This window comes from Terrisporobacter vanillatitrophus (genome assembly GCF_051148895.1).
Taxonomy (GTDB): domain Bacteria; phylum Bacillota; class Clostridia; order Peptostreptococcales; family Peptostreptococcaceae; genus Terrisporobacter; species Terrisporobacter vanillatitrophus.
Window position 1 is genome coordinate 3,077,156 of sequence record NZ_CP154625.1, and the last position, 23,139, is coordinate 3,100,294.

23 protein-coding genes and 1 pseudogene are annotated in these 23,139 nt (G+C 27.4%); 11 read left to right on the forward strand and 13 right to left on the reverse strand.

What is annotated here, in order from left to right; all coding sequences use genetic code 11:
- Positions 1 to 27: 27 nt before the first annotated feature.
- The 3 genes from TVTCOM_RS15200 to TVTCOM_RS15210 all read right to left on the reverse strand — a co-directional run bounded on the left by TVTCOM_RS15200 (position 28) and on the right by TVTCOM_RS15210 (position 1,919).
- On the reverse strand, positions 28 to 438 hold the full coding sequence (locus TVTCOM_RS15200; RefSeq protein WP_434797113.1) for a YkvA family protein: 411 nt from the start codon (positions 436 to 438) through the stop codon (positions 28 to 30).
- A gap of 105 nt (positions 439 to 543) precedes the next feature.
- Positions 544 to 1,188, reverse strand: a complete 645-nt coding sequence (locus TVTCOM_RS15205; protein WP_434797114.1) for a pentapeptide repeat-containing protein — start codon at positions 1,186 to 1,188, stop codon at positions 544 to 546.
- A gap of 68 nt (positions 1,189 to 1,256) precedes the next feature.
- Positions 1,257 to 1,919, reverse strand: a complete 663-nt coding sequence (locus TVTCOM_RS15210) for a B3/B4 domain-containing protein (protein ID WP_434797115.1) — start codon at positions 1,917 to 1,919, stop codon at positions 1,257 to 1,259.
- A gap of 326 nt (positions 1,920 to 2,245) precedes the next feature.
- Here TVTCOM_RS15210 and TVTCOM_RS15215 point away from each other — a divergent pair, with 326 nt between their 5' ends.
- From TVTCOM_RS15215 to TVTCOM_RS15230, 4 genes are all read left to right on the forward strand, one after another.
- Positions 2,246 to 2,920, forward strand: a complete 675-nt coding sequence (locus TVTCOM_RS15215) for a TetR/AcrR family transcriptional regulator (RefSeq protein ID WP_434797116.1) — start codon at positions 2,246 to 2,248, stop codon at positions 2,918 to 2,920.
- 149 nt (positions 2,921 to 3,069) lie between these two features.
- Positions 3,070 to 5,163, forward strand: a complete 2,094-nt coding sequence (locus TVTCOM_RS15220; RefSeq protein WP_434797117.1) for an efflux RND transporter permease subunit — start codon at positions 3,070 to 3,072, stop codon at positions 5,161 to 5,163.
- A 16-nt stretch (positions 5,164 to 5,179) separates the two neighbouring features.
- Complete coding sequence (locus TVTCOM_RS15225) at positions 5,180 to 7,744, forward strand: hypothetical protein (RefSeq protein WP_434797118.1); 2,565 nt, start codon at positions 5,180 to 5,182, stop codon at positions 7,742 to 7,744.
- Positions 7,745 to 7,912: 168 nt separating this feature from the next.
- Positions 7,913 to 8,557, forward strand: coding sequence for an HD domain-containing protein (locus tag TVTCOM_RS15230; protein ID WP_434797119.1), 645 nt, complete (start codon positions 7,913 to 7,915; stop codon positions 8,555 to 8,557).
- A 38-nt stretch (positions 8,558 to 8,595) separates the two neighbouring features.
- Here TVTCOM_RS15230 and TVTCOM_RS15235 read toward each other — a convergent pair whose 3' ends face one another.
- The 3 genes from TVTCOM_RS15235 to TVTCOM_RS15245 all read right to left on the reverse strand — a co-directional run bounded on the left by TVTCOM_RS15235 (position 8,596) and on the right by TVTCOM_RS15245 (position 10,952).
- Positions 8,596 to 9,108: a TIGR03943 family putative permease subunit gene (locus TVTCOM_RS15235; RefSeq protein WP_434797120.1), complete on the reverse strand. Its 513-nt coding sequence runs from the start codon at positions 9,106 to 9,108 to the stop codon at positions 8,596 to 8,598.
- A 67-nt stretch (positions 9,109 to 9,175) separates the two neighbouring features.
- Positions 9,176 to 10,087, reverse strand: a complete 912-nt coding sequence (locus tag TVTCOM_RS15240; protein ID WP_434797121.1) for a DMT family transporter — start codon at positions 10,085 to 10,087, stop codon at positions 9,176 to 9,178.
- A gap of 22 nt (positions 10,088 to 10,109) precedes the next feature.
- On the reverse strand, positions 10,110 to 10,952 hold the full coding sequence (locus TVTCOM_RS15245; protein WP_434797122.1) for an alpha/beta hydrolase family protein: 843 nt from the start codon (positions 10,950 to 10,952) through the stop codon (positions 10,110 to 10,112).
- 177 nt (positions 10,953 to 11,129) lie between these two features.
- Here TVTCOM_RS15245 and TVTCOM_RS15250 point away from each other — a divergent pair, with 177 nt between their 5' ends.
- The 6 genes and pseudogenes from TVTCOM_RS15250 (at position 11,130) to TVTCOM_RS15275 (ending at position 14,885) form a co-directional block, all read left to right on the forward strand.
- Positions 11,130 to 11,846, forward strand: coding sequence for a DUF1648 domain-containing protein (locus TVTCOM_RS15250; protein ID WP_434797123.1), 717 nt, complete (start codon positions 11,130 to 11,132; stop codon positions 11,844 to 11,846).
- Between the two features lie 94 nt (positions 11,847 to 11,940).
- Complete coding sequence (locus TVTCOM_RS15255; protein ID WP_434797124.1) at positions 11,941 to 12,624, forward strand: transposase; 684 nt, start codon at positions 11,941 to 11,943, stop codon at positions 12,622 to 12,624.
- Between the two features lie 203 nt (positions 12,625 to 12,827).
- The gene (locus TVTCOM_RS15260) at positions 12,828 to 12,998 is read left to right on the forward strand and encodes an IS3 family transposase (RefSeq protein ID WP_434799741.1); all 171 of its coding nucleotides are present in this window, start codon (positions 12,828 to 12,830) and stop codon (positions 12,996 to 12,998) included.
- Positions 12,962 to 13,248, forward strand: a pseudogene (locus TVTCOM_RS15265) (DDE-type integrase/transposase/recombinase); the annotation flags it as partial. The gene TVTCOM_RS15260 and the pseudogene TVTCOM_RS15265, both read left to right, overlap by 37 nt.
- A gap of 69 nt (positions 13,249 to 13,317) precedes the next feature.
- Positions 13,318 to 14,001 (forward strand): transposase, encoded by a 684-nt coding sequence (locus TVTCOM_RS15270; RefSeq protein ID WP_434797125.1) that lies wholly within the window; start codon positions 13,318 to 13,320, stop codon positions 13,999 to 14,001.
- A 35-nt stretch (positions 14,002 to 14,036) separates the two neighbouring features.
- Complete coding sequence (locus TVTCOM_RS15275; RefSeq protein ID WP_434799756.1) at positions 14,037 to 14,885, forward strand: IS3 family transposase; 849 nt, start codon at positions 14,037 to 14,039, stop codon at positions 14,883 to 14,885.
- Between the two features lie 116 nt (positions 14,886 to 15,001).
- Here TVTCOM_RS15275 and TVTCOM_RS15280 read toward each other — a convergent pair whose 3' ends face one another.
- The 6 genes from TVTCOM_RS15280 to TVTCOM_RS15305 all read right to left on the reverse strand — a co-directional run bounded on the left by TVTCOM_RS15280 (position 15,002) and on the right by TVTCOM_RS15305 (position 20,665).
- Complete coding sequence (locus TVTCOM_RS15280; RefSeq protein WP_434797126.1) at positions 15,002 to 15,958, reverse strand: carbohydrate kinase family protein; 957 nt, start codon at positions 15,956 to 15,958, stop codon at positions 15,002 to 15,004.
- 215 nt (positions 15,959 to 16,173) lie between these two features.
- Positions 16,174 to 16,413 carry a hypothetical protein gene (locus TVTCOM_RS15285; protein ID WP_434797127.1) on the reverse strand — a complete coding sequence of 80 codons (240 nt, stop codon included), beginning with the start codon at positions 16,411 to 16,413 and terminating at the stop codon, positions 16,174 to 16,176.
- A 23-nt stretch (positions 16,414 to 16,436) separates the two neighbouring features.
- Positions 16,437 to 16,982: a DUF2812 domain-containing protein gene (locus TVTCOM_RS15290; RefSeq protein WP_434797128.1), complete on the reverse strand. Its 546-nt coding sequence runs from the start codon at positions 16,980 to 16,982 to the stop codon at positions 16,437 to 16,439.
- A 19-nt stretch (positions 16,983 to 17,001) separates the two neighbouring features.
- Positions 17,002 to 17,328, reverse strand: a complete 327-nt coding sequence (locus TVTCOM_RS15295; protein ID WP_434797129.1) for a PadR family transcriptional regulator — start codon at positions 17,326 to 17,328, stop codon at positions 17,002 to 17,004.
- Positions 17,329 to 17,516: 188 nt separating this feature from the next.
- Positions 17,517 to 18,239, reverse strand: coding sequence for an ABC transporter ATP-binding protein (locus TVTCOM_RS15300; protein ID WP_434797130.1), 723 nt, complete (start codon positions 18,237 to 18,239; stop codon positions 17,517 to 17,519).
- Between the two features lie 2 nt (positions 18,240 to 18,241).
- Positions 18,242 to 20,665: an FtsX-like permease family protein gene (locus tag TVTCOM_RS15305; protein ID WP_434797131.1), complete on the reverse strand. Its 2,424-nt coding sequence runs from the start codon at positions 20,663 to 20,665 to the stop codon at positions 18,242 to 18,244.
- An 85-nt stretch (positions 20,666 to 20,750) separates the two neighbouring features.
- Here TVTCOM_RS15305 and TVTCOM_RS15310 point away from each other — a divergent pair, with 85 nt between their 5' ends.
- Positions 20,751 to 21,080, forward strand: a complete 330-nt coding sequence (locus TVTCOM_RS15310; protein WP_434797132.1) for a hypothetical protein — start codon at positions 20,751 to 20,753, stop codon at positions 21,078 to 21,080.
- 103 nt (positions 21,081 to 21,183) lie between these two features.
- Here TVTCOM_RS15310 and TVTCOM_RS15315 read toward each other — a convergent pair whose 3' ends face one another.
- On the reverse strand, positions 21,184 to 22,443 hold the full coding sequence (locus TVTCOM_RS15315; protein ID WP_434796464.1) for an IS110 family transposase: 1,260 nt from the start codon (positions 22,441 to 22,443) through the stop codon (positions 21,184 to 21,186).
- Positions 22,444 to 23,139: the final 696 nt, after the last annotated feature.

The following is a 23,139-nucleotide window of genomic DNA, read 5'->3' on the forward strand; positions in this document are numbered from 1 at the left end:
TATAAAAAAGCCAGTGTAAAACTGGCTTTATTCTTCATCTTTAATGCTATAACTAGCATCATCTATTATATTTGGATCTTTATATACTTTTTTACCACTTCTCTCATATGGATCTTGAGGACCTTTATATTTAGACAGTTCTTCATAAATTATACCTATTGCCCATATTATCATAAAGGCATCATCAAAAAATCCTAGGGGACCAAACAAGGCCTCTGGAATAATATCTATGGAAAATACAAAGTATATTAGTGTAGTTACAAAAGAAAAAAATACTTTCGCCTTTCCCAAAAAAGATGCATTTCTATCACTAAAATAATCTGCAACTTTAGGCAAATTTTTTATAAGTCCTATACCAAATCTAGCTTCTTTAAATCTTACTAATACCCTCTTAAAACTATCTAAAAACCTGTTGCCAGTATTCATAGTCTTGTTCATTATACATTCTCCTTAAGAATAAGATCTTTGCACATAATTGTTTATACAATATATTAAAACAAAAATCGACTATATTCAAGAAAATTTTTTATGTATTCCTATAGTTTATTCTACAATTAATCCTATTAATCTCACCAATTCTAATCCTTGACTAGCATTTACTTTAGCCTTGTATAGTTCTGGTATTCCAATTTCTATTCCATCAATCTCACAATTAGATAAATTTACATCTTCTAAATATGTTCTTGTAAAGACTGTCTTTTTAAAATCACAATCATCAAAGTTCAAACATTTATTTTTTACTTCCATAAACACACTTGAAGCAAAAGATGAGCCTTCTAAGCTTACCTTATTTAATTTACTGAAAGCAAAACTACTGTAATCGCCTAAAATATTTTTAAATAAGCAATCTTTTAAATGTGCATCTTCAATTTTGCATCCTACCATCTTACAATTTACAAATTCAGTCCTAAATATACTTCCTTCTGAAAAATCAATATTCGATAGATCGCATTTATCAAATATAACATCTAATAAGTCTATATATCTAAATGTACAATTGTCGAAGTTCACATTTTTAAAAACACAACTATCAAAAGATAACCTAGACTCATCCATAGTTGGAATTTCAATATTTTCAATCAACCTATCACAAATTTTTTCATCTTCTTCTATTAATTCCAATAACTGATCTACAGTGTTTATTACTTCTAAATTAACATTTATCTTAGGCTTTTGAATTTTTTTCAATCTACTCATCTCCATTCTTAAAATTTCTCCATATACTTTGGAAAAATAATTATTTTTATTTAATTATATTACCATTTATTTATTTCTTTACATAAAATTTTTCCATCAGCATATTTTTCTAAGTATTCACAAGCCTCATCCATATATTTATCTAACTCTTCATCACCATTAAATGAAATTATATTCATTAGAATATGCTTAGCATCTGTGGTTATCATAGCTCTTACAGAATCTGAAGTTGTGCTACCAAACTTTCCTTTATTATCATAAAATACTGGTAAATTAGCAATATTCAATTCTCCTTTACCTATACCTGCATAAGTTTCACCTTCCTCAGCAATTGTAAAATGTATATCTCCACTTATCTTGTCTAAATCATAAGTTCCCACAGAGCATGCAGAGTTTAAAGAAATTAAATTATTTATATCTACCACATTATTAACTTTATATAAACCAATCCCTCTAGCTATTCTTCTATATAGTGCCTCAGAAGATAATCTATATCTAGATGGATCTTTTCCAAAGGCTTTATATGCAGCTCTAGAATCTGCAATATTTTTTATTGTATTAATTGTTTTAACAGGAACATTATTTTCTATTTCCTTTGCTTTTTCATCAATTATGTTCCATAATTTTTCATTGTTTTCTGTTACACTAACATAAGCTTCTATAGAACCGATTGCCACCTTATTACATTTTTCATTAATTTTATCATCAATTATTATTTTCATTTTTCCAACCCCTTTTCTCTTTAGATATAATTATACTATAAAAAGGCATACTTATCATTTTTAACCAATTTTTTGTTTATATCCATATTTTTTCTTCTCAATATACTTATTTAGCAATGTCTGATTTTTGTGAGCCTTCTGACTTACGTGGTACCTACTACAAATTAATTTATAAAGTTACCTATAATGACAATCATTTTAGGTAACTTATTTTTTATCTTTTTTTAAATATTAATTAATATTTTATTTAAATAAAAAAAACTTTCCAAATTAGAATATAGTATTATAATAGTGTTAAATAAATTCTAATTAAAAGGAGTATTGATATGAATGAATTTAAAATGCAAACCATAAGTGATATGGAGAAAAATATATTAAAAGTCTCTACACAATTATTTTTAGATCAAGGCTATGATAAGACAACTATTAGACAAATTGCAGAAGAATGTGGAATAGGAAGAGGCCATTTATATTATTACTTTAGAAAAAAGGAAGATATTTTAATTCATATATTTAAACAAATCCTAAATAAAATTTATGATGATGTTATAGAAAGTAGTAACGATAAAACAGAAGTACTGTTAAGCTATGCTACAATACAATGTGTTTACACCTATACTTTAGTTTTAAATGAAAAGTTATTTAGAATTTACCTACAAGGTTCCAATATTGAAATTGTAAGAAGAGCTGCTCAAAATATTTTAATAGATTTATGCAAGAAAAAAGCTGAAGATATGAATTATGATATAAGAGAAAAGGATATATGTTTTAGTGTTACTATTGGATATTCTGGCGAATGTGAATTATTAAAAAGATATTATCACGGTGAAAAGGACTTTGACATAGATTCAATTGTAAGAAGTATTACCTCTACTCGTTTACTATTGCTTAATATCATAAATCATAAACAGGTCGATGAAATCGTTGATAAAGCAATGGCAGAATCTAAACAATTTGATTATCAAGATATAATTGGGAAATTTCACTATTTTGAATTTTAAGATGAACAATGTAAAGTTGTTCATCTTTTTTAATTGAATTAAATTAGAAATTTTTAACAAAAATAGTTGACATAGTATTGGGCGCGCCCTATAATCTTGTTATAAATTTGGGCACGCCTAAAAAGTGCTAATATTTTGGAGGGGTAAATATGGAAAGAATTGCAGAAAAAATTGCAAATCACAGTAAGTTAATCTTACTGTTGGCAGTAATCTTATTGATTCCAGCTACATTTGGCTATTTTAACACAAATATTAACTATGACATCTTAAGTTATTTGCCAAATAATATTTCTACTACAAAAGCCGAAAATATCTTAAAAGATGATTTTGGATGTGGTACTCTAGCCATGTTAATTGTAGAAAATATGGATGATAAAGATGTTGCTAAGATTAAAGACAAAGTTGCTAAAGTAGATGGTGTAGCTGATGTGCTATGGGTAGATGATTTTATGGATTTATCAGTACCTAAAGAAATTTTGCCAAAGGATATGACTGATTTTCTATACAACGGGGATAAATCTACAATGATGATAGTAAAAATGGAAAAAGCTACTGGGCATATAAAAACTCAAAATGCCGTATCTTCTATAAGAAGCATTGCAGGAAAGCAAGCTTTTTTAAGTGGTATGTGTGGAATTCTTAAAGATACCAAGGATTTAGCAGACAAAGAAGTTCCTTTATATATACTAGCAGCAAGTATTTTAATTCTAATTATTCTTGGTGTTACTTTAGAATCATCTGTTATACCAATAATTTTCTTAACAAGTATTGGTATGGCCGTAATATATAACTTTGGCTCAAACATTATATTTGGAGAAATTTCTTATATAACAAAAGCCTTAGCTGCTGTATTACAATTAGGTGTTACTATGGATTATTCAATATTCTTATTGCATCGATACGAAGAAGAAAAAATCAAGTGTCCAAAGGATAAAAAAAATGCTATGGCAAATGCCATAAAAAATACCTTTATATCTGTTGCTGGTGGTTCTGTTACTACCATAGCAGGTTTTTTAGCACTATGTGTTATGGAGTTAGGCTTTGGAAAAGATATCGGTCTAGTAATGGCAAAAGGAGTTTTAATTGGTGTTCTTAGTACTATTACTGTACTACCTTCTTTTATACTTGTGTTTGACAAACAAATTGAAAAATATAAACATAGAACAGTAATGCCAAAGTTTAATAAAGTATCTAAAATTATAGTCAAGAATTATAAGAAATTAGCTGTCTTATTTGTAATCATATTTATTCCATCTTATTTTGGATATAAAAATGCTAATGTCTACTACAATTTAGATGAAAGTTTACCAAGTAATTTTCCTTCAATTATTGCTACAAACAAAATGAAAACTGATTACAATATGGAAAGTACCAATTTCATATTAGTAAAAGATACTGTTACTTCAAATGACTTAAGTAAAATGATTAAGGAAATTCAGAATTTAGATGGTATTACTTCTGTTATTGGACTCCAAAAATATATAGGTCCAAGGGTTGATCAAGATTTCATACCTGACGATATTCTAAGCGAAGTAAAATCTAATGGTTATGAACAAATATTAGTCAATTCAAAATATAAAGCAGCTACTGATGAATGTAATGCTCAAATTGAAAAATTAAATAAAATAGTTCATAAATATGATAAGGAAGGCCTTGTTGGTGGTGAAGCACCTCTTACTTTAGATTTAATAAAAATTGCCGATACAGATTTTACAAAAGTAAGTGTTGCATCTATTGCTGCTATATTCATTATTATCGCTTTATTATTTAAATCAGCATCACTTCCAGTAATACTAGTTGCCACTATACAATGTGCTATATTCCTTAATTTAGGCCTTCCTTATTATACAGGAACTGTAGAACCATTTATAGCCTCTATCGTTCTTGGTACTATACAGCTAGGTGCTACTATTGACTACGCTATTCTTCTTACTTCTCGATTTAAAGAGGAAAGGAATGAAGGATATGAAAAATTTGAGGCTATGGAACGTTCAATAAAAGGAAGTGCTCCTTCTATTATAACTAGTGCTTTATCATTCTTTGGAGCTACTGTTGGTGTAGGATTAATTTCAAAACTTGATATGATTAGTGCTCTTTGTACTTTAATGGCAAGAGGTGCCATAGTTAGTATGTTTATAATTATTTTTATACTTCCTGCAATACTATTATTATTTGAAGGAATTGTTGTTAAAACTAGTAAAAATTTTATAACTAAAAAAGAATTATGTGAAGAAATTAATTAATAGGGGGTTTATTAAAATGAACAATAAAGAAATAAAAAATAAATCTGTTGCTCTTGCAACTGTAATACTAATGCTTGGTAGTTCATCTTGTGTATTTGCTGATAACAATGTAAGTAAAGATGAAACTGTATACTCTATCTTAGATGAAAATGGTAATGTTAATAAAAATATAGTATCTGCTTGGATTAATAGTTCATCTTCTCTTGGAACTATTCATGATGTAAGTTCTCTAAGCAATATAAAAAATGTTAAAGGTGATGAAAAGCCTGAAATTAGTGGAAATAAAGTAACTTGGGATGTTAAAGGTGATGATTTATATTATCAAGGTGAAACTAATAAAAATTTACCTCTTAATGTAAATATTAAATACGAATTAAATGATAAAGAAGTAAATCCTCAAGATATCCAAGGTAAAAGTGGTCAATTTAAAATTACTTTATCTTTAAAAAATAATGAAAGTCGCCAAGTAACTATAAACGGAAAAAACAGAACTATTTATGTTCCTTTTATAACTGCTTCAGAAATTGTTTTAAATAGAGATAATTTTAAAGATATAAAAACAAGCACTGGAACTTTATTAGATGAAGGAAGTAATTGTGCTATTACATTTGTATCTATACCAGGTTTTAAAGAATCTCTTGATTTAGATAGTAAGTTCTCTAGTTATCTTGATTTAAAAGATGAAGTTGTTATTGAAGGAAATACTACTTCTTTTGAAACTCCAAATATAATGATTGCTGCTACAAGTGATGTATCAAAATATTTAGAAGATATAGATGATGATACTAGCTTTGGTGATTTAAAAGACTCTTTAGATAAATTACAAGAAGGTGGTAAAAGTTTAGTAGATGGTGCTAAAGAAGTTAGTAATGGTGCTAATACTTTAGATACTAATTATAAAAAATTTAATAGTGGAGTTAAAAAATTAGACAATGGTATAACTGCTCTTAATAATGGTTCATCTCAACTTGTAAGCAAATTACCTGAGTTAAATAATGGAGCTCAAAGTTTATCTAGTGGTCTTAATACTTTAAGCTCTTCTTCTAAAGACTTAAGTAATGGTGCTAATAAAGTTAATTCTGGTGCTTCTAGTTTATCGAGCGGTCTTAGTACTTTAAGTTCTTCTTCCAAAGACTTAAGTAGTGGTGCTAAACAGGTTAACGATGGGGCTTCATCTCTATCTAGTGGTCTTAGTACTTTAAGTTCTTCTTCTAAAGACTTAAGTGACGGCGCTAAACAAGTTAGTGATGGTGCTTCTAAATTAAATAGTAATTATTCTGCTTTAGATGAAGGTATTAATTCTTCTTATAGTGGTTCTAGCGAATTACAAAAAGGCGCTAAACAACTCCAAGCTGGTGCTGACAATTTAGAAGAAGGATTAAGCAATGGTTCTAGTGGAGTAAACGACTTAATATCTTCTACCAATGTAATTAGATCTCTTTCTTCTAAAATAGAAGATATTGCTTCTAAATTAAGTGCTGGAAGTAGTAGCAATATTCAATCTAACCTTTCATCTATAGCTGCTAGGGCATCTGAAAATGGTGATGAAAAAACATTAGCTAATGTACAAGAGATTAGTGATTCACTTAGTAAGCAATCATCAAGTATTAGTAGCGCTGCCGATGGCTTGAATAGTATTGCCAAGGGATTAAATGATTTAGCTGATAAACAAGAAAGTGGTCTAAAATCTTTAGCAAAAGGCATTGATTCTGCAGTAGCTGGTGCTAAAAAACTTTCTTCTGGTTTAAGTGATCTTAATAGTGGATTATCTGATTTAAAAACTGGTTTAGGAGAAGTAAGCAAAGGTTCTAGCTCTGTTTCTAGTGGACTAAAAACCCTAAGTGATGGTAGTTCAAATTTGGCAAGTGGTTCTTCTAGGCTTGCTAAAGGTGCTTCTGATGCTTACTCTGGTAGTGCAAGTTTAACTTCTGGTGCTTCTATGCTTGCTTCTGGTTCTTCTAGGCTTGCTTTAGGTGCTTCTGATGCTTACTCTGGTAGCAAGGATTTAGCTTCTGGTTCTTATAGGCTTGCTTTAGGTTCTTCTAGGCTCGCTAAAGGCGCTTCTGATGCTTACTCTGGTAGCAAGACTTTAGCTAATGGTACTTCTCTATTAGAATCTAGTGGAAAAACATTGGCTGATGGAGTGAGCACATTAAAAAATGGTTCATCTGAGCTTGCTAGTAACTCTGACAAGATTTTAGTTGGAATAGGAACATTATCTAGTGGTACTGATCAACTATATTCAGGTGCTAAAAAGCTTCAAAATGAGGGTTTAAATAAACTTGCAGAAGAAGGAAACACTTTAATAAATTCTGTAGATGGAGCTATGGAAGTTAAGGATAAATTATTAGATGCTGCAAAATCATATGATAATTTCACAGGTATAAACCATAGCATGGATGGTAGTGTTAAGTTTGTAATGAAAGTAAAAGCTGAAGATTCTCAAAAGGATTCTAATAAAGAAGAAACTTCTTTAGCTAAAACTTCAGATACTAAGAATTATGATTCAGATAAAGTAGATAACAGTAAAAATTCTAGCACTAATTTTATTAGCTGGTTAAAGAGCAAATTTAATAAATAGATATTATCATTTTACCTCTTTAGTAGGGAGCAAAGGAAAATAATTATGACCTTGCTCCCTTTTTAATTACATACTTTTCTCTTGTTTGTGAAAAAATGTATGTGAAAGTATAATTTATAATATAATAGATTTATACTTTACATAAAACTAAAATTGAGGGATGGTTAAATGAATAAAGACATAATATTAAAAGAAACTAAATTATTTGTAAAAGATAAATTATATAAAGAAGGCTCTGGCCATGATTGGTTTCATGTAAAAAGAGTTTATAATTTAGCTACCTATATTTGTGAAAAGGAAGGCGGAGATGAATTCATTATTAAAATGACGTCTTTGCTCCACGATATTGACGATTGGAAATTTAGCAATAATAATAAAACAACAGAAAATTTTTTAAAATCCCTTCATGTGGATGAAGAATCTATTCATAGAATAATGAATATAATCACTACAATGTCCTATAAAGGCGGTATAGTAAATTCTGACCAAAACAATCTAGAAGGAAAAATTGTTCAAGATGCTGATAGATTAGATGCCATGGGTGCAATAGGCATAGCAAGAGCTTTTACATATGGTGGCAGTAAAAATAGATTAATGTATGATCCCCATATTAAACCTAAAAATTTTCAAAGCTTAGACGAAGTAAAAAATCTTGATAACCACACAATCAATCATTTTTATGAAAAATTACTTAAGCTTAAAGACTTAATAAATACAGATACTGCTAGACAAATTGCTGAAGAAAGACATAGATTCATGGAAATTTATTTAGATGAATTTTATTATGAATGGAATTTTAATAAAGAGAAATAATCAATAAAAACCCTATGAATAATCCTAGGGTTTTTATTTTAATAAAATTTTTTTACTTTTTCCATTCCTCTATTTTTCATTATTTTCACAGAATCTGCGTTAATAACTAAATTTCCACCTTGTTCTTCTAACTTACCTACAACCTTTATCCAATCATTTTCTTTTGGTAAATCGCCGTCATAGTCAAATTCTAGTCCACTCATAGCTTCAACCTCTTTGTTTTCTTCGTGTTCATGTTCAGAGTTGTCATTGTCATGACTATGTTCTACTATATCCGTTAATCTATATACATATAAATGATTTTTATTATCTTCTGTTTTTAATTTTGTAAACATACCTTCTAATTCTATTGTTTTACCCACATATTTACTACTATCTAAATAAATATCATTTATATAATCAACATATACATTTTCCATTATTTTAATTCTCTCTTGAGAATCTTCATTTTTATGTGTTTTAACACTTTCACTAGATACTTTTTTATTACATCCAGTCATCATAATTATTGTACATAAACTAATTAGTATAATACAAAATACCTTCTTCACTTATTGGCCTCCAAAATATGCATTAAATATTTTGTCTTATCTTATCATGAAGAAAAGAATGTGTCAATTATTCCTCCTCAGTAGTAGCCGACTCTAATAAAGGCTCTTGAGACTTCATTTTATTACTATAAATTTCACTAATAAATGTAGATCCTAATATTAATATACCTCCGATAATTTGTAATAAACTCATACTTTCACTTAAGATTATAGCCGACATAATTATGGCAGAAATAGGGTCAACATAAGAGTAAATAGCTACAGTCTGACTTTCTATTTTTTGAATAACAGTAAAATATAATAAATAAGCTACTCCTGTATGAACTACACCTACTACTAATAATAGAATTATGGACTGGCTAGAAACACCTATTAAACTTATTTTTTCTGTAAAAGCTACATAAGGCAACAGAAATATAGCTGCTACTGATAATTGCACTATGGCACTATCTCTTCCTGAAATATCCTTTAAAAATTTATTTAAGATTACCACGCTTGAATATAAACATGCTGCGCTTAAACCATATAGTATTCCAACCATGTCATTTTTACCCATACTATTTTTATCAATTCCCACAATACATAACATTCCTATCATGGCTGCAACTATACAAGAAATTTTTACTGAGTTTAATTTCTCTTTCAATAAAAAAGGTGATAAAAACATTACTATTATTGGCGCTAAGTAATAACAAATTGTTGCTGTGGAAATAGTTGTGTAATGATATGCTTGAAATAAAAAAATCCAGTTGAAACCTAAACATATTCCACAACATATTAATACTACTAAATTGGATTTTATTTTTTCCTTGGATAAACTTTCTTTTGATATCATACTAAAAATCATTAAAAATATACTTCCTACAATAGCTCTTACCAATGCTATTTGACTAGATGTAAAATTAATATATCTAACAAATATACCAATACTTCCCCAAATTAACATGGCAATAATAAGTCCTAATTTATATTTTTTCATATACTACCTCCTGTTTTATTTATCAACCCTTATATATACTTTCAATATACTCTGCCACAACTTTAGAAAGTAATATTCTTCTATTACTATAAGAATGATCCGTATTTATAAAAAATTCTTTTACATTATATTTATTATATTTATAGATTTCTTTCATTAAAGGTATATGATGAAGTTTATTAGGACCTACAATATCCCCTGTAGCTGCTATTATTAAAATATTTCTTTTAGATAATTGTTCTGCCTTATTTGATAATCTCCAATAATCGCCATTAATCATAGTTTCTCTAATTAATGTCATTGTATCTGTCTCATTTAATGGTAAAACTGCTTTAGAAAACATATTTATGCCATCCTTCAATTCATCTTCATCTTCCTTCATTACACATCCTTTTAATCCAAAGTCATATGGACTAATTGACACAGATGCCTTTATCCTTTCATCAGTACAATTAGTCAAAGTTAGAAATCCACCCATACTATGACCAACAAGAAAAATGTTATTTTTGTCTATATCATAAGTTTTTATATTCTCTTCATTAGTTACAAAGTCAATTACTTTATTTACATCTTCAATACAGTTTGAAAACGAGAATTTTCCTTTTACTCCCCAACACCCTCTATAATGAAATGTAAGTACATTTAAACCGCATCTTCTAAGGCTATGTGACAGGTCATGATTATCTTCATATCCTGGAAATCCATGCAATAAAATCACAGTTGGATTGGGCCCCTTTTTACCTGGAGTTAACATGGTTCCAATCAATTTTTCTCCATGGCTACTTATTTTAATATCATATAAATCAGGAAAATATTTATCTCCCCATTCTATCTCTGGATCCATAAAAATCATTTTACTATTCATTTAGCTCTCTCCCTTAATAACAAAACTTATTATATAAATTATAACTAATGAAAAAGCTAATTGGTTTAGTATTTTATATTTTTGTAAAAGTTTTTATTTTAGGCACATCTATTAGTCTTTTCACTATATAATATTATATAGAGTAATCTAAATTTTTATTTAAAGAGGACGAGTATAATGAAGAAAGTAAAAAAGATTAACATTATGGTTAAGGCTTTTTATAATATATTTGGTACACTTCCTTTGTTAATAACACTATATATATATCCATTAATCCCCAACAAGATTCCTATTCACTATTGGATGAATGGAACTATTGATAGGTGGGGAAGTAAAAATGAATTATTTATTGTTCCAATAATAATTTTTTTATTATTTGTTATTGTAAAACCTAAGTTATTTTATTTAAGTTTCCATTCTGAACCCGAAGATAAAATAACAAGATGGAACAACTATTATTTTTTGATAATATTAAATATTTTAGTATATACAAATATATATATTTCTTTAAACTATAAAACTTGCTTAGACAATTTTAACTTTTATAATTTCTTTGCTTGTGCTATTTGTTTTTTATTTGGTTTTTTTGGTAACTATATTCCTAATTGTAGTAGAATCTCTAGCTTTTCTATTAGAAATAAATATACTTTAGAAAATCATATTATATGGGATAAAACTCATAAGTTTTGCGGAATACTTTGGTTTACTGGTAGTATAATGTTTTTTCCTATGCTTTTATTTAGCAGTAACTACTATCTTTTAGTTATTGTAATATTAATGTTATGTATTTTCTTAATATCTCCCATTATATATATGAAATATCTCCATGAAAAACATATTAAAGGTGAATTGAAAGATAATACTCATAGAAAAAGAGTTCAGCATTCTCATTAGTTAAAAAGGGCTGTAGATAATTATGATATGATATGCTCCCTTTATAGTAGACAGGTAAAATAATAAAACTGTCACTATGAAGGGAGCATATTTTATGGGAAGAAAACCAAAGGTATCATACGAATTAAAAATAATAAATGTAGAGAAATATATAAAAGGAGAAAAAAGTGCATCAGAATTAGCTAGTAAATTAGGTGTAGCATGTGAAACTTTTAGAGAATGGGTTCGTAAATATAATGATAATGGAGCCGAAGGCTTAAGAGGTAGTTCTAAAAATGTCTACTATTCTCCAGAACTTAAATATTCAGCTGTTAATGACTATTTTGCTGGTGAAGGATCATTATTTGATATATGTAGTAAATATAATATTTCGTCACATAGTATACTTTATGGCTGGATTTTAAAGTATAATAAGAGTCATAATGAATGGAGATATCCTAACACTAAGGAGAATAAAATTATGGCTAAAGGTAGAAAAACAACATATAAGGAAAGAATTGAAATTGTAGCGTTTTGCATTGAAAATAATGATAATTACCAATTAACTTCAGATAAATATAAAGTTTCATATCAACAAGTTTACACTTGGGTTAGAAAATATAAAGAAAATGGATATGAGTCCCTTAAAGATAATAGGGGAAAAAGAAAAAATATAAATCAAATGAGCGAGGCTGAAAAATTAAACGCTAAGATAAGATTACTAGAAGGAAAGAATAAACAATTAGAAATGGAAAACAACTTTTTAAAAAAATTGGAGGAAGTAGAAAGTAGGGGATAAAAAATAGTTTCACAAAACCAACCATATATATTGCAATTAAAGAACTACATAATGAAGGTTATCCAATATTAGTACTATGCCAATTTGCAGGTATCTCAAGGGCTTCATATTATAAATGGTTAAACAGAAAAGAAACTAAAAGAGATACTGAAAATAAAGTTATAGAGCGTGAAATAATCAAAGTATATGAAGATGTTGAAGGTATTTATGGATATAGACGTATAACGATGAATATTAATAGGAATTTAGATAAGAGATATAATCATAAGCGAATTTATAGACTAATGAAATGTCTTAATTTGAAATCAGTAATTCGCAAAAAAGAAAGAATTATGTTAAAACTACCCCTCAAATTACAGCTGAGAATATATTAAATAGAGATTTTAGCGCATCTACGCCTAATAAAAAGTGGTTAACTGATGTAACTGAATTTAAGGTACAAAGGCTTATTTGAGTGCAATAATAGATTTATATGATAATAGTATAGTTTCATATGTTGTAGGACATTCAAATAATAATAAGTTAGTATTTGATACGTTTGATATAGCAGTTGAAAATAATCCTACTGCTAGTCCTATATTCCATAGTGATCGCGGCTACCAATATACAAGTAAAAACTTCAAGGTATGATATGCTCCCTTTATAGTAGACAGGTAAAATAATAAAACTGTCACTATGAAGGGAGCATATTTTATGGGAAGAAAACCAAAGGTATCATACGAATTAAAAATAATAAATGTAGAGAAATATATAAAAGGAGAAAAAAGTGCATCAGAATTAGCTAGTAAATTAGGTGTAGCATGTGAAACTTTTAGAGAATGGGTTCGTAAATATAATGATAATGGAGCCGAAGGCTTAAGAGGTAGTTCTAAAAATGTCTACTATTCTCCAGAACTTAAATATTCAGCTGTTAATGACTATTTTGCTGGTGAAGGATCATTATTTGATATATGTAGTAAATATAATATTTCGTCACATAGTATACTTTATGGCTGGATTTTAAAGTATAATAAGAGTCATAATGAATGGAGATATCCTAACACTAAGGAGAATAAAATTATGGCTAAAGGTAGAAAAACAACATATAAGGAAAGAATTGAAATTGTAGCGTTTTGCATTGAAAATAATGATAATTACCAATTAACTTCAGATAAATATAAAGTTTCATATCAACAAGTTTACACTTGGGTTAGAAAATATAAAGAAAATGGATATGAGTCCCTTAAAGATAATAGGGGAAAAAGAAAAAATATAAATCAAATGAGTGAGGCTGAAAAATTAAACGCTCAGATAAGATTACTAGAAGCAAAGAATAAACAATTAGAAATGGAAAACAACTTTTTAAAAAAATTGGAGGAAGTAGAAAGGAGGGGATAAAAAATAGTTTCACAAAACCAACCATATATATTGCAATTAAAGAACTACATAATGAAGGTTATCCAATATTAGTACTATGCAAATTTGCAGGTATCTCAAGGGCTTCATATTATAAATGGTTAAACAGAAAAGAAACTAAAAGAGATACTGAAAATAAAGTTATAGAGCGTGAAATAATCAAAGTATATGAAGATGTTGAGGGTATTTATGGATATAGACGTATAACGATGAATATTAATAGGAATTTATATAAGAGATATAATCATAAGCGAATTTATAGACTAATGAAATGTCTTAATTTGAAATCAGTAATTCGCAAAAGAAGAAAGAATTATGTTAAAATTACCCCTCAAATTACAGCTGAGAATATATTAAATAGGGATTTTAGCGCAGCTACGCCGAATGAAAAGTGGTTAACTGATGTAACTGAATTTAAATTAACTAATGGTACGAAGGCTTATTTGAGTGCAATAATAGATTTATATGATAATAGTATAGTTTCATATGTTGTAGGACATTCAAACAATAATAAATTAGTATTTGATACGTTTGATATAGCAGTTGAAAATAATCCTACTGCTAGTCCTATATTCCATAGTGATCGCGGCTACCAATATACAAGTAAAAACTTCAAGGTAAAACTTGATAAAATATCTGCTACGCAGAGTATGTCTCGTGTAGGTAGATGTATAGATAATGGACCAATAGAAGGGTTTTGGGGAATTATTAAATCTGAAATGTATTACTTAAAGAAATTTCATAACTTTGAAGAATTAAAATTAGCAATAGATAAATATATAGAATTTTATAATAAAAGAAGATTACAAAAAAGATTAAAAGGCCTGACTCCGATAGAATATCGAGAGCAGACCTTAGCTGCTTAATTTTTATTTTTTGCACTGTCTACTTGACAGGGTGCAGTTCAATATCTACAGTCTTTTTAACTTTTTTCTTACAAAAAAATCCAACCATTATTATGGAAGGATTATAGTATTAAAAATTATTTATTATATTTTATATGAGTCCATTGTATATTATCAACATACTTTCTTACTAAATCATAACACATATCTGGATGAATAGTTTCTTCTGTTGATATAGTTATTGTTGACATGGAAATAGCAAATTTAAGCGTCTCTAATAATGAAATATTTTCCATATATCCATGAGCTATTCCTGCAACAAAAGAATCACCAGCTCCTGTTACATTTACAACCTTAACATCATTAGCTTTTAATTTACCCTCTTCTACTCCATTGTTATAGTATATTCCGTCTTCATCTAATGTAATAAATACATTTTTTATTCCTAGATCAATAAAGTATTTTCCAGCTTTTCTTACATCTTCATCATTTTTAATTTTAAATCCACACATTATTTCAGCTTCATATCTGTTTGGCTTTATAGTATGGAAATATTTTATTAAATGTTTTACACCTTCTGCTTTTGCAGCAGATACTGGATCTAATATGAATTTAGTTCCTCCACTAAAGTTTTTAAGTATATGTTCTACTATGTCCGGTCTATCTGAATCTAATATCATATATTCAGAGTTTTTTATTGTTTCTGCTTTAGAGTCTATAAACTCAGTAGTAAATTTGTCTATTATTTTCATATCGACTACTGCTGATACCATCTCACCTTGATGGTTAAGTATTGCCATATATGTTGGTGTATGTCCACCTTCTATAATTAAAGAATCACTCATATCGTAATTCATAAGTTTTGAATGTTCTATCATTCTATTTCCAGTTTCATCATCACCTAAGATTGATATAAACTTAGTATTAACTCCTACTCTAGACATACATTCAGCTATGTTTCTGCAAACACCCCCAAAAGAAGTCTTAACCTGACCTGGGTTAGAGTCATTGCATCTATAATTATTATCCGTAAATCCACAAATATCAAAAACTGATACTCCGAATACTAATGCATAGGAATTTGTATTATTCATAATATAATCGTAACCTTTCTAAGAAATTATTTTTATATTTTAACATATTTTCAACGTAGATTTCTACAAATTTCAACATTTTTTACAATGTATTTTTTAACATCTTATATAAATTTATTTTCCATATATCAAATAACTTATTAGTTTCAAAAATATTACCATAATTATTACATATAAAAAAGGAGTAACAAAACTCCTTTTTTATATGTTTTATTCTATTTTCCTAAGATTTTATTAAACACTTTACTTTTATAGTTTCTTATTTTTTGCAAATTATAGCTACCACAATATAGTCCAAATAGTATTAATACTAAACCTAAACTTATGAAAAATCCCTCTAGAAATCCTTTAATAAAATCTGGCAAAACAATATAAAATATATCTAGCTGTCTTATTAAAAATGCAATACCACTAAAAATCAAACCGTAGCAAATATATTTTTTACTATTACTCATACTTATCATCCCCTAGTAAAGTTTTATTTATCTTCCATTTTTTCATTCATTATATTAAGACCTTTTTTTATCCATACAAAAAGTGCCCAAAATAATACTGCTTCCACACCTATAATAATATCCTTATGTTTTATTGCTATAAATGTATATATCAAAGCAAAGATAAGATCTACTACAAATACAACTTTACCTAATTTACACCATCTACTTAACATTTCTCTATATGAAGAATGGTCTGTATATATTTCATATTCACTTGCATCACTATTTTCATCATACTCTTTTCTAAAGTAATTCCAACCATTGTAAGTTGAGTTTATATATTCCCATCCTAAATCTTCAAACATTTCTATATATCTTTTTTTATCTATGGATTCCCTCATAGTTTCTGGATTATAGTCTATTTTATATACGTACTTTTTTGAATCATCTTTTTCATATACACTGTGAAAACAACCTCCCTTTATAAGTTGCCATCCATTTTTACCATTTTCATTTATAAAATCTTCTTCTTTTTCATAATTCCAAGCCGAATAAACTCCATATGATTTTTTTAATTCTTTTCCCATTTTCATTATCCCCCTATTCTTACATCCTATTTTCTATTAATTTAGCACTATTCAATAACTCTTTAAGTCTTTCTATTTCACCATATAATATATCTGTTCCCTCTTTTGTGATTTCATACGTTCTTCTTCTATCATCACTATCATCTGTTGTCATACTATCTCTTATCCATCCCTTTTTTATCATTTTGCTTACTGCAGTGTACATTGTTCCTGACCCTATTTTCACCCTATCATTTGAAAATTTCATAGCATCTTGCATTATTCCATAACCATGATTAGGTCCTTTATATAAACAAAGTAAAATATAGTAATAGCTTTCTGTTAAAGGTTCATACTTCTTTGTCATCCATTATCATCCCTTCCTTTGTTATGTTGTATGACAATATATCGTCGTACGATATATCTAACTTATTTATATCGTAGCACGACATATATCGTAGGTCAACATATTTTGAATATTATTTTACCATTTCTTAACAAAATAAAAGACTAGAGAGTTTTCTCTAGCCTAATAAGTTAAAATATGTTTTTACTTTATATTTCTTTCATCTTTTCAATAATTTCACCATATAGTTTATCTTTATCATTTCCTCTAATTTCATGAGCTATCATTCCATCTTTTAACCATATTACCCTATTACAATAGCTAGCTATAACTGGATCATGGGTTACCATTATTAGAGTTTTTTTAAGCTCAACATTTGTATTTATCAGAATATCTATTATAGTTTTACCTGTTTTAGAATCTAAATTTCCTGTAGGCTCATCAGCATAAATAATACTTGGATCATTTATTAAAGCTCTACAAATTGCTGTTCTTTGTTTTTCACCTCCTGAAATATTAGATGGCTTTTTATTTAATAGATGTTCTATCCCAACTTTTTTAGCATAATAATTACATTTTTTAAACATAATTTCTTCTTCCTCTTTATTTATTATCATAGGAAGCATGATATTTTCTTGAACAGTTAAGCTATCTAATAATCGAAATTCTTGAAATACAAATCCTATATCATTTAATCTAATTTCTGAAATTTCATCACTACATAAGGTTTTACTTTCCTTACCTTTATAATAAACTTCCCCATATGTGGACCAATCTATAAGACCTAATATTTTTAATAATGTGGTTTTTCCACATCCAGAGTTTCCCATAATTGCAATTCTTTCGCCTTCTTTTATTTGGAAGTTTAATCCTTTTAATACATCAACACTTCCAAAAGATTTTTTTAAGTCAACTACTTTGATAATTTCCATAGCTATTTCCCTCCAATATTTCTAATTAAAAAATGAGATATAATAAATGTCGACACACTATATATAACTAGAAAAACTAACATAATACTTATATAAACTTTTCCGCTTGATATTATTTCTAAATAAGTAAATCCACGCATATAAACTGTGGTTATAATAAATATTAAAGAAGTCACTATTGCTAATATACATGGTAGAAAAGCAAATGATGTTATTTCTCTTCTTATTATAGAATTTGACTTCTTTTTCTTTTCTCCTAAATAGCTAAGTAATTCATAACGATTTTTATAATAAGATATATTTCCAAAAGCATGTACAAAAACAATTATTATACTTGCAATTATAAATGTTAATAGTATGGATATATTAATAATTAATTTGAATATTTTTTCGCCTTGAAAACCGTCATTTAAATCTTTAGAATTATAAATATGCTTCACATTACTATCAAGATTACTTTCTTCTTTATGTGTCTTTCCATAATTACTCATATAACTTTCTAATGCTTTATCATTACTTGCATTACTATTAACTGTCATTAAATACTTGATACCATCACTAGTATTATGCTTATTATTAAAATAATCATCAGAGAAAATTACTATATTTTCATACATTACATTTGTCAATCTTCCAAATAGTATTTCTCTTTTTTCACCAACTACCTTATAATCATTGCTAAATATAACCTTTCTTAACCCTGGATTATAGAGTTCTGCCTCACCTATTTTAATTAATGGCTTAGACCTTATAGCATAAAAGTCCAATGGATGAGCTTTATTTGATTTATCTTCTTGATATAAAATATAAATTTCTTTATCTTTCAAATTTAATTTTTTACCACTTATCTTTTCGTAAGTACTTTGAGAAATACCAAGATGATGTCCTATAGGTATTATTTTAAATAAATCTCCATTCCCACCATCTTCTCCTCCTGGTACAGTAACTCTTACCACGGGATATAGTTCACTCTTTACATCAAATTTATTATCTATACTTTCTAACTCACTTTTATCCTTTTCATATCCTAAACATACATAATCATAAGGATAAAGTTCTTTAGTTTCTAAAGGAAATAAAGCAGCTATTTGAAAAATACTTGTGAAAAACAATACAAAAAGTAAAGTATATAATGTTAAAGAATTTTTTAAATAGGTTCTAGATTTATAAAGTGCAAGATTAAGAGGCAAAATATTTTTTAAATAATATTTTTTATTTTTAATCTTATTAAGAATATAACCTGCTCCATAATAAACAACTATTACAAAGATTATTATCCAAGGATAAATTATATATTTTGATTCAGCCCAATGAGGTTCTGAATAGAATTTAAATAATACTAAAAGTAATATTGGTAATATAAGTATTATCTTTTTATATTTTGGAAGTTTTTCTTCCATATCTGATGATGAAATATTAGTAATACTACTTTCAATAGCTAAATCTTGAACTATTGCCATCATAAATCCTAAAATCACTACACATCCTATAAATGATAACTCTGTAACAAATACTAAATCTACACTTGGTATATTAGGATTTTGTAAATAAAATTCATACACTTTTCTAAAAACAAAAATCATTCCATTACCTAAAATAGCACCTATTACATAAGAAATTAATAAGCTTACAATTAGTAAGTATCTCATACTTTTATATATTTCTTGTTTTTTAATACCTAATAGCAATAGAGTCTTAAAATCATACATTCTGTTTTGTATATAGTTTTTAAGTGAATAAAATTGAATTAATATTGTTACAATTGAAATAATAAATAATGCATTTATTACAACTGAGGTAATTCCTTCAGTAATATATGCAATACTAGTTTGTTGCATATTATGTACAATGAAAAGGTTTCCTAAAAAGCCATAAATATATGTAACTGTCAACACTGCACTTATTATAAAAACTATATAATTTTTAATATTAGCTCTAAAATCCTGTAATAAAATTTTATAAATCCATTTGCTGTTCTTTTTCTTCTTTATTTTTTTATTATTAGACTCTTTATTTAATCTCTTTTGTTCCTTTATTTTTTTATCTATATCTGAATATTCATAGCTATAGCTCCATTGACGGAAAATAATAATTGCTACAGCAATTATTAATCTAAGAAATAATACTATGGGTATTATTTTTACACTATTTTGTTGACCCAAAATAAATAATGCTGCATATGTAGCGCAATGAACCATTATACTCCCAACTACAGATAAATATATTAATACATTCTCATATGTTACATTTTTTTTATCTTTATATACATATATAAAATGTATTAAATACATAAAAGATACTATTACATGAAACCCAAAATAAAATAATACTACCCTTTTGTCAACTTCATAAAATATCATCGATGGAATTATCCATAAAAAAATCCCACAAAAAATTAACACATTAAACAAATTTTTTTTCTTCATAACTTCCTACCTTTTTTAATAAATTTAATAGTTTGTCTATATTATTTAGCTTTATATATTTACTAATTTAATGCTGTCTAATTCAATGATATGGAATAATATGCTAAAAGTAAAGTTAGTTAATCAATTAAAATTACCACTAGAGATTGATTATTTAATTCCAGTATGTGAAGAATTGCTGTCTAAATTAATAAATATACTCGCAGATAAAAATGAAATTTCAAAAGAAACATTATTTGTAGATGGTACTAAAATAGAATCATCAGCTAATAGATATACTTTTGTTTGGAGAAAATCTGTAACAAAAGATATGCAAAAAATGATTGATAAAATACCTGATTTTATTTTGAAATGTGAGCAAGATTTTGGTATTAAATTAATTTATAAAAACAAAACATGGAATTTAGAAGGTTAACTTGAAAAAAGATACCCGAAGGGATTGCACACTAAATAACTCCCTTTAAATATTAAAAAAAATAAAAACGGAGTTTGTGGAAAATTGATTTACTGGTTAATTATCATGTAATTCCAAGTGATTCTTCAACTTGTGTTTGAACTACAAATCCTTGAGTTTGTAGATATTTAATCATCCTATCTATAGATTTAGTTTGATTTACACAATCACTTAAGTAAGAATCGTATAATGAAGAATTAAATTCTTTATTATTTAGTAACATATTGTAACAACAAGTAAGTAGCATTCTTGAAATAGCTATTATAGCTCTCTTATGTCCACGTCTTTTTTTAATAGATTCATATCTATATTTAAAGTAAGGACATGATTTATCTTTAATAGCTGCATTGGCACATTGAACAAGCAAAGGTTTTAAATATAAACCGGCACGACTTATACGAACACTTTTCTTTTTTCCTGCACTTTCATTGTTCTGAGGCGTTAATCCTGCCCAAGAACAAAGGTGCTTTGATGTATCAAATTTAGACATATCAACACCTATTTCAGAAATTATGCCTACGGCAGACTTAGGTGTAATTCCTGGTACGGAAGAAAGTAAAGATATTTGATCCTGGTAGTCTGAAGAAATGATAGAAATTACATTATCTAGTTGGGTCAAACAATTATTTATATAGTCAAAATGGTTAAATGAAACTCTCATTTTGCTTGATTGCTCTTTAGATATATTGCCTTGCATAGATAGATTTATTTCTTCAGCTTTAGGTAGTAGTCTAGCATGAAGAAATTCAGTATAATCAATATTCAGCTTTTCGGGATGATCCAATGCATATTTAATAATAGCTGAAGAAGATTTACCAAATGTATCAGATACAACGCTAGAAATCATTAAGTTAGATACAGTTAATGAATTTTGAATTCTGTTTTTTTCACTAGAACGAAAATTAACTAATTTACTTCTGTATCTCATTAAATCTCTAAGTTCTCTGATTTGTTTTGGAGGAATAAAACTCCCCCTAACTAGACCATGCTTGTGTAAATCTGTAATCCATAAAGAATCACGTTTATCAGTTTTTTTACCAGGAATATTTTTTATAAATTTAGGATTTGCAAGTGTAATATTACAAGTATCTTCAAGAATGTTATAGATTGGTAACCAGTATTTACCGGTACTTTCCATGCATATTTCAGTACAATTGTTACTTAATAACCAGTTTTTGAATTCAATTAAATTATGGGTAAATGTTTGAAAGTTTTTAGTTTTATATGTTGTGATATTTTTAGAATTAGTAGAAGCAATTGTAGCTACTATAAATTTTTTGTGAACATCAATACCACAACATACTGGATGAACAATTTTAAGCATTTTATCACCTTAAATAAAAAATTAAGTAAGTAAACATTGACTGAATATCCTAGTTTTTTAACGGTCTTTGCTAAAACAAAGATTAACTTACGTGCTCATGGCACAATTATTTGTACTTAGATAGATATTCGGCACAAGTTTTTATGCGGATTTGCCGATAGGCACTTTTCTCACTTACCCCGCCGTGCTCTGTAGTATATTTACTTACTTATTAGATTTATTAACGAAAAATGTATGTATTATACCATTTTTCATCCAATTTTGTGCCTTGAGCACAGCGAAAGGAATGATAGTTTTTATGTAAAGGTGGAAAAAATATTTTAGCAGAATGTATTTTACTAGGAATGGCTCATAACATAAATAAAATACATAATGGAAAATGCAAAACATCCCTTTATCCTTTAAAGAAAAGCGCTTAGTTTTAATATAAATAGCTAAAAAAGGCATTTCAAATACCTTTTTTTGTCATGCTTGTTTTTAGTAAATGTAAGTGAAATAAAATTATTTTCAGTAATTTTGAGTTTTAAATAAGTAAAAAGGAGCTATCGCCTAACGATTTTTTAATCGTTTATGCGACAGCTCCTAATCATTTAAATTTTTGAATTTATAAAAATACTTCACATCATTATCAAGATTACTTTCTTATCTTGTATAAATATTAAGTCATTACAACTTAGAAATACTAACATTTAAGAG